The sequence below is a fragment of the Frigoribacterium sp. 2355 genome (assembly GCF_054060695.1).
The window spans coordinates 48,422-58,270 of sequence record NZ_JBSSDL010000016.1; the positions used below are offsets into that span (position 1 = coordinate 48,422).

Genomic DNA, 9,849 nt, shown 5'->3' on the forward strand with positions numbered 1-9,849 from the left:
CCGCGCCGGCTCGGCCCCTGACCCGGTCAGGCCCCGGCCACCCCGAACTCGTCGTCGAGGGCCGCCAACTCCCGGTCGACGCGTGCTCTCAGGGCGTCTTTCTCGACGGCGGGCAGCCAGCTGGCGTCGACGCCAGCGGAGGCCATCGAGCGCACCTGGTCGGCGGTGGCCCCGATCTGTTCGTGCACGATGCGGTACTCGGCGGCGAGGGTCGTCGGGAACATGCCCGGGTCGTCGGAGGCCGGCACGACGTTCAGGCCCGCCTCGAGCATGGCCTCGATGGAGGCGCGGCGCCAGGGACGCCACGACCGTCGCGAGGTCGTCGACACGACGGTGAACGCCACCTGCTCGTCGCGCACGCGCGCGACGACCTCGTCGTCCTCGAGCACGTAGTACCCGTGGTCGATGCGGTCGCAGCCGAGCTGGTCGAGGCACGTGATCGTGTTGACCGCCGTGGGGGAGTGCTCGGACGAGTGGGCCGTCCGGCCCAGCCCGGCCTCGCCCGCGAGTCGGTAGGCGTCGACGAAGCGCTCGGGTGGCCCGCTCGTCTCGAGGTTGTCGAGACCGATCCCGGCCACGTACTCGTGCGGGTGGTCCACCACCTGACGGACGAGCTCGAGGGCGTGCTCGCCGCTCCTGCTGCGGTCGATGCCCTGGATCATGCGCCCGGTCATGCCGAAGTCGCGCTCGGCGAGCCGGATGCCCTCGGCGTAGGCCTCCACCGAGCCGGTGTAGCCGAGCGACGCGAGGTGCGGCGGGACGGCGTCGAAGAACAGCTCGAGATGCCGCGTCGCACTCGCGTGGTGCGCGTCCTCGAAGGCCTCGTAGACGATCCGGGTGAGGTCGTCCGCGTCGCGGAGCACCTCGACGACCCAGTTCGAGGCCTGGAACAGCGAGTACGACACCTCCGGCTCGTCGACGCTGCGCCCCTGCGGCACGGGGATGCGCGTGTCGCGGTAGAGAGCCGGGTCGGGCGGGAGCGAGTTGATGTCGGCGAAGATCCGCTCGGGCTCGTCGGGCAGGTCGAGACCCTCGCGGCGCGCCAACTCGGCGAAGGTGCTCGCGCGGACCGTCCCGATCAGGTGGCAGTGCAGGTCGACCTTGGGCATGCGCTCCAGGTAGGCCGGGGGCAGGGTGGTGTCCGTCACCGCGAGGTCACCTCGCGGGCGAAGCGGTCGACCCAGTCCGAGCGGGTGGGGACGAGTTCGGTCGGATCGAGGGTCGAATAGCCCGCCGCGACCGGGTCGGCGGCGATGTCGCCCACGACGGCCTCGATCGTGTCGGGCACCGTGGCGCCCGGGGCGACCGGCAGGTCGCCGACGATCTCGGCGGACGAGGTCTGCGCCTCGACCGAGAGCAGGTAGTCGATGAACTGGTTCGCACCGTCGACGTTCTCGGCGCCGGTCGGGATCATCGCGCGGTTGGTGGCCATGTAGCGGCCCGTCGCGGGGGCCGTCCAGGCGATCGGTTCGCCGGACTCGACGAGGTCGGTCGCGAAGCCGCTCAGGGAGTCCGCGGCGACGATCTCGCCCTGCGTCAGCAGGTTGGTCACCTCGGTGGAGGAGCTGTAGAACTGCAGCACGCCGGGGGCCCACTCACCGAGCCGGTCGAGGGCCGCGTCGATGTCGTAGGGTCCGTCGCCGTACTCCTCCGCGACGCCCGAGACCATCAGCTGGCCGGCCGTCACCGAGATGTCCGGCAGGGCGACCTTGCCCGAGAGCTCCTCTTCGCCGTACAGGCTCCACTGCGCGGCCTCGTCGGCGGTCAGTTCGTCGGTCGAGTACATCGTCCCGTTGAGCTGGTAGCTGTAGGCCGGGCCGAGGTACGAGTCCTCCTTCGCGAAGTCGGCGATCTCGTCGAGCGACGGCACGGCCGAGGCGTCCACCTGCTGGAAGAGGTCGTCCTCCTGGCCGAGGGCCGCGTAGTAGTCCGAGATCAGCATGACGTCCACGTCGGGCTGCCCGCCCGCGACCTGCAGCTGGGACAGGCGGTCGGAGTTCGATCCGGTGTCGACGACCACCTCGATGCCGGTCTTCTCGGTGAACGGGTCGATGACGGCTTCCTGGAACTCCTCGACGCCGAACGGGAAGGTGCTCACGGTGATCGTGTCGGCGTCGGGCTCGCCGCCGCCGTCGGCGGAGCAGCCGGCGAGCACGAGGGTCGTCACGGCGACGCCGGCGACGATCGCCAGGCGGGTGCGGAGGGTGGAGGTCATGGTCGTGTCCTTTCGGGGCGGTCTCGGCGAGACCGGGCGGTGTGGAACGCGGGTGGGTGGGATGGTGGAGGGAAGACCCGAGGAGGCGCGCGCGGCTCCGCGCACCGGGCGGGTCAGTCGGCGAGGGCCACGAGTCGCGACGCCGGCGCCGTGACGGTCACCCGGTCGCCGATCGCGACCGTCTCGGAGCCCGTGCTGCGGACGTCCGACAGCAGGCGCACCTCCGCACCGGCGGCGTCGACGGCCTGCACGGTGACGAGCAGGTCGACCCCGCGGTACGCGACGTCGGTGACGACCCCGGCGAGCTGCAGGCCGTCGGGCACCGCGCCTCCTGCGGGGGGCTCGGGGACGACCCCGAGGTGCTCTGGGCGGATCGCGAGCAGCGTGCCGTCGGCCGCCGTGACGAAGTTCTCGTAGCCGAGGAAGTCGGCGACGAAGCGGTTCGCCGGGTTCGGGAACACGTGCTGGGGCGAGCCCTGCTGCATGATCCGGCCGGCCCGCATGAGGATCATGTCGTCGCTCATCTCGAGCGCTTCGTCCTGGTCGTGCGTGACCAACACGACGGTGAGGCCCGTCTCGCCCTGGATGCGGCGGATCTCGGCGCGCATCTGGACGCGCAGGCGCGCGTCGAGGTTCGACAGGGGTTCGTCGAGCAGCAACAGCTTCGGCCGGATGGCGATGGCGCGGGCCAGCGCGACGCGCTGTTGCTGGCCGCCCGAGAGCTTCTTCGGCTTGCTGCCGGCGAGGTGGGCCAGGCCGACCAGGTCGAGGGTCTCCATGACGCGACGGCGGCGCTCGGCGGTGTCGACGCCGCGCAGCTTCAGTCCGTAGCCGACGTTGTCGGCGACGCTCAGGTGCGGGAACAGTGCGTAGGACTGGAACACCATGCCCAGGTCGCGCTTCTCGGGTGGGGTGCGCGTGCTGTCGACGCCGGCGATGCGGATCGTCCCCGACGTCGGGGCGGCGTAGCCGGCGAGCATGCGCAGGCTCGTCGTCTTGCCACAGCCGCTCGGGCCGAGCAGCGTCGTGAGCTTGCCCTCGGCGATCGACAGGTCGATCGAGTCGACGGCGGTGAAGTCGCCGAAGACCTGGCTGACGGCGACGAATTCTGCTGCGGTGCTCATCTGTTGATGCCTCCGAAGATCTTGGCGAAGCCGACGGTGCGTTCGGCGATGACGGCGATGACGACGGTGCCCGCGAGGATCAGCGTGGCCATCGCCGCGACCATGGGGTCGTAGCTCTGCTGCACGTAGTCGAGCATCGTGACGGGCAGGGTGCGGAAGTCGCGGCTCTGCAGCAGCAACGACAGGGGCACGTTGTTGAACGAGGTGACGAAGCTGAGCAGCGCCGCCGAGAAGATGCCGGGCCGCAGCAGGGGCAGGGTCACCGTGACGAAGGCCCGCAGGGGAGACGCGCCGAGACCGCGGGCGGCCTCCTCGAGGGCGGGGTCGGCCAGGGCCAGGGAGGCGCCGGTCACGCGGACCGCGTAGGGCAGCATCAACACGGTGTGCCCGATCAACAGCACGGGGAAGGCGTCGAGCCGGAACCCGATGACGAGCTGCTGGTAGAGCGCGAGCCCCACCACGAGCTCGGGCACGATCAGGGGCGACAGGAACAGCGCCTCGACGAGGCCCTTGCCCGGCAGCCTGCCGCGATGGATCGCCAGGGTCGCGGGGATGCCGACGAGCAGGGCGAGCACGGTGGCGATCAGGGCCAGCTGGAGGCTCGAGACCAGGGCCTGGGTGAACGGGTCGTAGCCGAAGGCGGCCTCGAACCAGCGCAGCGAGAACCCCTGGGGCGGGAAGCGCAGGGTGCGTTCACTCGTGAACGCGGTGGCGACGACGAAGAGGATCGGGACGATCATCACGACGTAGCCCGCGACGGCGAGCGTGCCGGCGACCGGGCGGCGGGTGGTCACGAGGTGGCTCCCTTCCGGGCGACGAGCGACGAGAGGCCGGAGACGACGAAGACCAACACGGTCATGATCAGGGCGGTGGCCGAGGCCCCGGCCCAGTCGATCGTCACGCTCGAGTACGAGAAGAGCTGGGTGGCGAGCATGCGTTGGCCCGAGCCGCCGAGCAGGTACGGGGTCGTGTAGGCGGTGACCGAGCCCGCGAAGACGAGGGTGGCCGCGACGACGACGCCGGGCAGAGAGAGGGGCACGACGATGCTCCAGAAGGTTCGCGTGCGGCTCGCGCCGAGTCCGCGGGCGGCGTCGTCGAGGCCCGGGTCGACCTGGGCCACGGCCGAGTAGCACGAGATGATCGCGAGCGGCAGGAACAACTGGGTCAGACCCAGCACGATCGCCAACTCGGTGTAGAGGAGTTGCGGGGCCTCGTTGACCAGGCCGAGCGTCGTGAGCAGTTGACCGATGGCACCGTTCTTGCCGAGCACCACGAGCCACCCGAAGGTGCGGACGACGTTGCTGAGCAGCAGCGGGAAGATCGCCAGGGCGAGCAGGACGCCCGACCAGCGCGAGGTCGAGCGGGCGAGCAAGTAGGCGATGGGGAAGCCGAGGGCCACGCAGATCACCGTGACGACCAGGCCGAGCCCCACGGTCCGACCGATGATGCGCAGGTCGAACGGGTCGGTGAGCATCTGGCCGAGGCGGCCGACGATCTCGCCGGCGGTCACGCCGGGTGGGGCGAAGAGCATCGCGAGCGACGGCACCGCGAAGCCGATCAGCAGGAACGCGAGGCCCGGCAGCAGCAGGAGCAGCGCGGGTTTGCGGGACGTCACGGGTTGTCCTCCGATCGGTGTGGCCTCTGGGGGGATGCCGACCCCACCTCGGGTGAAACCGGTTACATCGACCCTAAGGGCGCTGGTCGCCTGCGTCGGCCCCGCCGTGTAAACACCTTGTTACAAGCGTCGGACCGCCGCGCGGGACCGGTTTCACGGAGGCCCTAGGGTGGTGGGCATGACTGGGGCAGGGCGGCTCGCGACGCTGGCGGACGTGGCGACGCTGGCGGGCGTGTCGAAGGCCACCGCCTCTCGCGTCCTCAGCCGCCCCGAGCTGGTGTCGCCCGACACGGCCGGACGCGTGCTCGCCGCCGCCGAGAAGCTCGGCTTCGTGCCCAACCGGGCGGCCCGCCAACTGGCGAGGGGGCGCACGGGCGTGGTCGCGCTCGTCGTGCCGACCCTCGACAACGCGTTCTTCACGCCGATCATCGCCGGGGCCCAGGCCGCGGCGGGCGAGGCCGACCTCCAGCTGACGGTCGCCGTCCACCCGCTGGCCGAGGCGGGCGAGCTGGCGGCGTTCGAGCGGCTGTCGCACCAGGTCGACGGGTTCATCGTCGTCGCCCCTCGCGGGGCCGACGACGTCGTGCGGGCCGCGACCGGCCACAAGCCGACCGTGCTCGTCGACCGCGAGGTGGCCGGGGTGTCGTCGGTCGTCGCCGACACGGCGGCCGCCTTCGGCTCGCTCGTGTCGCGCTTCGTCGTCGAGGGGCACGAGCGTGTCGTCTACCTCGGCGGGCCCGACGGCTCGTGGCAGAACACCCAGCGCACGGCCGCGGTGGTCGACGCGGCGGCCGGCCGGGCCGAGCTGACGGTGCTGGGTCCCTACCCGTCGACCTTCGAAGCCGGCGTCCGGGCGAGCGACCACGTCCTCGCCTCCGGGGCGACGGCCGTCGTGCCCTACGCGACGGCCATCGGGCTCGGCCTGATGTTCGTCCTCCGGGCCGACGAGCACCGCGACCGCTCCGTGACGGTCAGCTCGGAACGCATGGTCGTCGACGCCCTCGGTCTGGTCGGCGTCCCGGCGATCGACGTCGACGGCGAGCACCTGGGGCGGGTCGCGGCCGGGCGCCTGCTCGAGCTGCTGGCACCGGGTGGGCCGTCCGAGCCGACCTCCACGCGCCTCCCGGTGCCGGTCCGCTGGCCCTGACCTCGACGACGGGCTGCGAAGCCCGACGCGGCTCGGCGGGAGGCGGCCGGGCCGGGGGAGGCTCGGCGGTGGGCGCCGGGCGTCGGGCGTCAGGCGTCGGGCGTCGGGTGTCGGGCGCCTCAGCGGGAGGCGCCTCAGCGGTAGTCGGCGGGCCAGGCGAAGGCCGGAGGCGCGGTGACGGTCTCGCCGATCGGCGCGAGCACGAGGTCGATGCGTTCGAAGTCCCGCAGCGGGATGCCGGCCGGGTCGGACGTGTAGGGGCTGCCGCCGACGAAGGTGTGCAGTTCGAGCCCGTCGTCGTGCCCGAGCGACCCGACCCCGCGTCCGTCGAGGGCGACGTCCCACTCGCTGAACAGTTGGCCCAGCACGAAGGTCTCGCGGGTGGGGGACTCGACGTGCACGATGCCGCTCGTGTCGTGCGTGTGGATCTCGGCGGCGAACTTAGCGTCCGAGTCGTGCCCGATGTCGCCGGGCACGGTCACCGCCTGCCCGTCGACGGTGATCGAGAGGTGCGTGTGCACGTGCATGGCGAGGTCCTGGCCCCAGACGTTCTCGAGACCGGCGGCGGCGGCCCGGGTCTCGAGCCGGTCGGTGGCGGGTCGACCCCACGGAGGCGCGGTGACGGCCCCTCGGACGTTCAGCGGGTTGCCGCTCTGCACCACGGCCACCCCGACCCCGCCCGCCACGAGGACGACGAGGGCGAGCAGCCCCGCGAGCACCTCGCCCGAGAGACGCCGACGAGGTCGGCGCGTGCGGTCGCTCATCGGGTCGGACCGGCCTCGGCCTCGGAGGTGCTGCGGACGCGGTCCACGAGCTCGCGCCACGGCCCCGTGACCTGCTGCTCGGGCAGTTTGGCCTTGCGGGTGGGCCGGGTCTCGGCCGTGATGACCCAGACGAAGCGATCGGGCTGCACGGCCTGCGCGGCGGCCGGGGCCTGCGACCAGGGCACCTGGTCGATGAGGACGAGCCACGACTCGGTGTCGGGCTCGGAGTCGACGTCGACCGTCCAACTGCGGGTGAGACCGGCGAAGCCACCGGAGCGCGACACGGTGACCTTCATGGGCGCGATGCTACCCCGGCCGTGTCCGGGGCAGCAGGGTCTCGTGCCGGCCGGCGTCAGCTGGCCGGGGTGACCCCGACGCCCTCCCACCCGGCCGACGTCGCGCGGGTCTCGTCGGAGTCCGCTCCGTACCGTGTGGTCGCCGCCTCGACGGTGGCCGCCGCGAACTGCGCGAAGGTCGCCTCGGTCGACAGCGTGCCGCCGGTCAGCGTGTCGTACCAGATCTGCCCCGCCCGCAACCAGGCCTCGCCACCGAGTGCCTCGGCGACGAGGTAGAAGGCCCGGTTGGGGATGCCCGAGTTGAGGTGCACCCCGCCGTTGTCGTCGGTGGTCTCGACGTAGTCGTCCAGGTGGGCGGGTTGGGGGTCCTTCCCGAGGACGTCGTCGTCGTACGCGGTGCCCGGGGCCTTCATCGACCGCAGCGCCCGCCCCTGCACCTCGGCGGTGAAGAGCCCTTCGCCGATGAGCCAGGTCGCGTCGTCGGCGGTCTGCCCGAACAGGTGCTGCTCGACGAGCGCCCCGAACACGTCGCTGACCGACTCGTTGAGCGCACCCGACTGCCCCTGGTAGGTGAGGTTCGCGGTGTACTGCGTGACGCCGTGGGTGAGCTCGTGCCCGATGACGCTGACCGAGGCCGTGAAGCGCCCGAAGACTTCGCCGTCGCCGTCGCCGAACACCATCCGCTCGCCGTTCCAGAAGGCGTTGTCGTAGTCCTGGCCGTAGTGGACGGTCGCGTCGAGCGGCAGCCCGGCGCCGTCGATCGACGACCGCCCGTAGACCTCCTGGAACAGCGCGTAGGTCGCGCCGAGGGCGTCGTACGCCTCGGTGGCGGCGACGTCGTCGGTGGCGGGTTCGCCCTCGCCGCGGACGCGGACGCCCGGCAGTTCTTCGGTGCCCTGCGCGTCGGACACCGTGCGCTCGAGCACGGAGTCCGCGCCGAGCGCCCCCCGGACGACCGGGGGAGTCGCGTTGCGGTCGACGGCCTCCATCGCGAGCAGCCCGTTGCGTGCGGCCTGCGGTGCCCGGTGCAGGCGGGGCGAATCGGCTTCGGCGAGGTGGGCGAGCAGGTACGGGGGGACGATGAACCGCGACATGCGTGCACTCTCGCACGCGCCTCCGACATCGGGCCCGACTGTTCACACGATCGTGACGTACCGGTCGGTCGCGCGTCGCGGGGACGGACGCAGCAGGGCTCGAGGGGCGGGGGGCGCCGTCCGCCCGACTACCGTTGAGGGCATGACCGTCACCGATGCCTCCTCGTTCGTCGACAGCAAGATCGCCGTCGTCCCCGACTTCCCGAAGCCCGGCATCCTCTTCCGCGACGTCACCCCGCTCTTCTCCGACGCCGACGCCTTCGCCACCGTGACGACGGCGCTCTCCGAGCCGTTCGACGGCGGGTTCGTCGCCGTCGCCGGCATCGAGGCGCGCGGCTTCGCGCTCGCCGGGGCCATCGCGATCGAGCAGGGCGTCGGCGTCCTCACGGTGCGCAAGGCGGGCAAGCTGCCCGGCGAGGTCCTCAGCGAGAGCTACGCCCTCGAGTACGGCGAGGCCACGCTCGAACTGCGTCCGAACCAGATCCCGGCGGGGTCGAGCGTCCTGATCGTCGACGACGTGCTGGCGACCGGCGGCACGGTCGAGGCGACCGTCACCCTGCTCGAACGAGCGGGCTACGTCGTGGCCGGCGTCGCCGTGCTGCTCGAGCTCGACGGTCTCGGTGGCCGGGCCCGCCTCGAGGGCCACGTCCCCGTTCACGCCCTGTCGTCCGCCCCCGCCTGACGTCTCGCGTCGGCCGGGTGCCGGTGGCCGTCGGACCTCAGGCGAACGACCGAGCGGCCTCGAGCGCACCGGGGAAGAGCAACCCCGCCCCGCCCAGCAGGCAGCCCAGGGCGACGATCACGAAGACCCCGACCCAGACGACGCCCGGCACCCGGGTCAGCCCGGCGAGTTGGTCGGCGTCCGACGCGGTCGAGCGTGAGCGCCGCCGGCTCCGTTGCAGTTCGAGCGACGCCCGCAGCGCGCCGAAGCCGAGGACCGACGTCACGACGAGTCCGAACACCGCCTGCCAGGTCGGCGACGCGAAGAACGTCACGGCGACGACGAGGGCGGCGCCGAGCAGCACCACCCAGAGCCCGAACCAGTTGCGGATCTGCACGAGCATCAGCGCGAGCAGCAGCAGCAGGGCCCAGAGCAGCCCGGCCGCGTAGCCGGCCGACAGCAGCCACGCGGCGCCCAGGGCGGCGATCGCGGGTGCGGTGTAGCCGGCGAGCAACGTGATGACCATGCCCGCCCCGGTCCGCGGCCCCTTCGAGACGGTCAGGCCCGAGGTGTCCGAGTGCAGTCGGATGCCCGTCAGCCGACGACCGGTCAGAACCGCGGCGAGGCCGTGCCCGCCCTCGTGCACGACGGTGACGGCGTGCCGCACCGTGTGCCAGGTGCCCGGCAGCAGCACGAGCAGCAGGCCGGCGGCGACGCTGCCGAGCAGCCACGAGCCGGGCAGGGGGGCGGCGAGCTGGCTGATCCGGGCCCAGAGGTCGGTGAGTGCGTCCACCCGACGAGCCTAGGAGGCGGGGGGGGGGGGGGGGGGGCCCCCCCCCCCCCCGGCCCCCCCCCGGGGGCCCCCCCCGGGGGGGGGCCCCCCCGGGGGGGGTGGGGCCGGGCGGGCGGGCGCCCCCCCCCCCCGGGCCCACC

The 9,849-nt window shown here is 72.6% G+C and carries 11 protein-coding genes; 2 read left to right on the forward strand and 9 right to left on the reverse strand.

Annotated elements, in window-relative coordinates; translation table 11 throughout:
• Positions 1-26: 26 nt before the first annotated feature.
• The 5 genes from ACVJ1F_RS14600 to ACVJ1F_RS14620 all read right to left on the reverse strand — a co-directional run bounded on the left by ACVJ1F_RS14600 (position 27) and on the right by ACVJ1F_RS14620 (position 4,954).
• The gene (locus tag ACVJ1F_RS14600) at positions 27-1,148 is read right to left on the reverse strand and encodes an adenosine deaminase family protein (protein ID WP_456887103.1); all 1,122 of its coding nucleotides are present in this window, start codon (positions 1,146-1,148) and stop codon (positions 27-29) included.
• Positions 1,145-2,215, reverse strand: a complete 1,071-nt coding sequence (locus tag ACVJ1F_RS14605; protein ID WP_456887105.1) for an extracellular solute-binding protein — start codon at positions 2,213-2,215, stop codon at positions 1,145-1,147. Before ACVJ1F_RS14605 ends, ACVJ1F_RS14600 begins: the two co-directional genes overlap by 4 nt.
• Before the next feature lie 113 nt (positions 2,216-2,328).
• Positions 2,329-3,339 (reverse strand): ABC transporter ATP-binding protein, encoded by a 1,011-nt coding sequence (locus tag ACVJ1F_RS14610; protein WP_456887107.1) that lies wholly within the window; start codon positions 3,337-3,339, stop codon positions 2,329-2,331.
• Positions 3,336-4,133 carry an ABC transporter permease gene (locus tag ACVJ1F_RS14615; protein WP_233568518.1) on the reverse strand — a complete coding sequence of 266 codons (798 nt, stop codon included), beginning with the start codon at positions 4,131-4,133 and terminating at the stop codon, positions 3,336-3,338. Before ACVJ1F_RS14615 ends, ACVJ1F_RS14610 begins: the two co-directional genes overlap by 4 nt.
• The gene (locus ACVJ1F_RS14620; protein WP_456887109.1) at positions 4,130-4,954 is read right to left on the reverse strand and encodes an ABC transporter permease; all 825 of its coding nucleotides are present in this window, start codon (positions 4,952-4,954) and stop codon (positions 4,130-4,132) included. Before ACVJ1F_RS14620 ends, ACVJ1F_RS14615 begins: the two co-directional genes overlap by 4 nt.
• 178 nt (positions 4,955-5,132) lie before the next feature.
• On the opposite strand from ACVJ1F_RS14620, the gene ACVJ1F_RS14625 reads away from it, so the two are divergent.
• Positions 5,133-6,101 carry a LacI family DNA-binding transcriptional regulator gene (locus tag ACVJ1F_RS14625; RefSeq protein ID WP_456887111.1) on the forward strand — a complete coding sequence of 323 codons (969 nt, stop codon included), beginning with the start codon at positions 5,133-5,135 and terminating at the stop codon, positions 6,099-6,101.
• A gap of 134 nt (positions 6,102-6,235) precedes the next feature.
• Here ACVJ1F_RS14625 and ACVJ1F_RS14630 read toward each other — a convergent pair whose 3' ends face one another.
• Genes ACVJ1F_RS14630 through ACVJ1F_RS14640 form a run of 3 tightly spaced genes read right to left on the reverse strand, consistent with a single transcriptional unit; the run spans position 6,236 to position 8,255 of the window.
• Positions 6,236-6,865 (reverse strand): hypothetical protein, encoded by a 630-nt coding sequence (locus tag ACVJ1F_RS14630; RefSeq protein ID WP_159826836.1) that lies wholly within the window; start codon positions 6,863-6,865, stop codon positions 6,236-6,238.
• On the reverse strand, positions 6,862-7,161 hold the full coding sequence (locus ACVJ1F_RS14635) for a protealysin inhibitor emfourin (protein WP_056048144.1): 300 nt from the start codon (positions 7,159-7,161) through the stop codon (positions 6,862-6,864). Before ACVJ1F_RS14635 ends, ACVJ1F_RS14630 begins: the two co-directional genes overlap by 4 nt.
• A 56-nt stretch (positions 7,162-7,217) precedes the next feature.
• The gene (locus tag ACVJ1F_RS14640) at positions 7,218-8,255 is read right to left on the reverse strand and encodes a M4 family metallopeptidase (RefSeq protein ID WP_456887113.1); all 1,038 of its coding nucleotides are present in this window, start codon (positions 8,253-8,255) and stop codon (positions 7,218-7,220) included.
• 142 nt (positions 8,256-8,397) lie between these two features.
• Here ACVJ1F_RS14640 and ACVJ1F_RS14645 point away from each other — a divergent pair, with 142 nt between their 5' ends.
• The gene (locus ACVJ1F_RS14645; protein WP_054147222.1) at positions 8,398-8,937 is read left to right on the forward strand and encodes an adenine phosphoribosyltransferase; all 540 of its coding nucleotides are present in this window, start codon (positions 8,398-8,400) and stop codon (positions 8,935-8,937) included.
• A 37-nt stretch (positions 8,938-8,974) separates the two neighbouring features.
• Here the strand turns inward: ACVJ1F_RS14645 and ACVJ1F_RS14650 are convergent, their stop codons facing one another.
• Positions 8,975-9,709 (reverse strand): M50 family metallopeptidase, encoded by a 735-nt coding sequence (locus ACVJ1F_RS14650; protein WP_456887115.1) that lies wholly within the window; start codon positions 9,707-9,709, stop codon positions 8,975-8,977.
• Positions 9,710-9,849 lie beyond the last annotated feature (140 nt).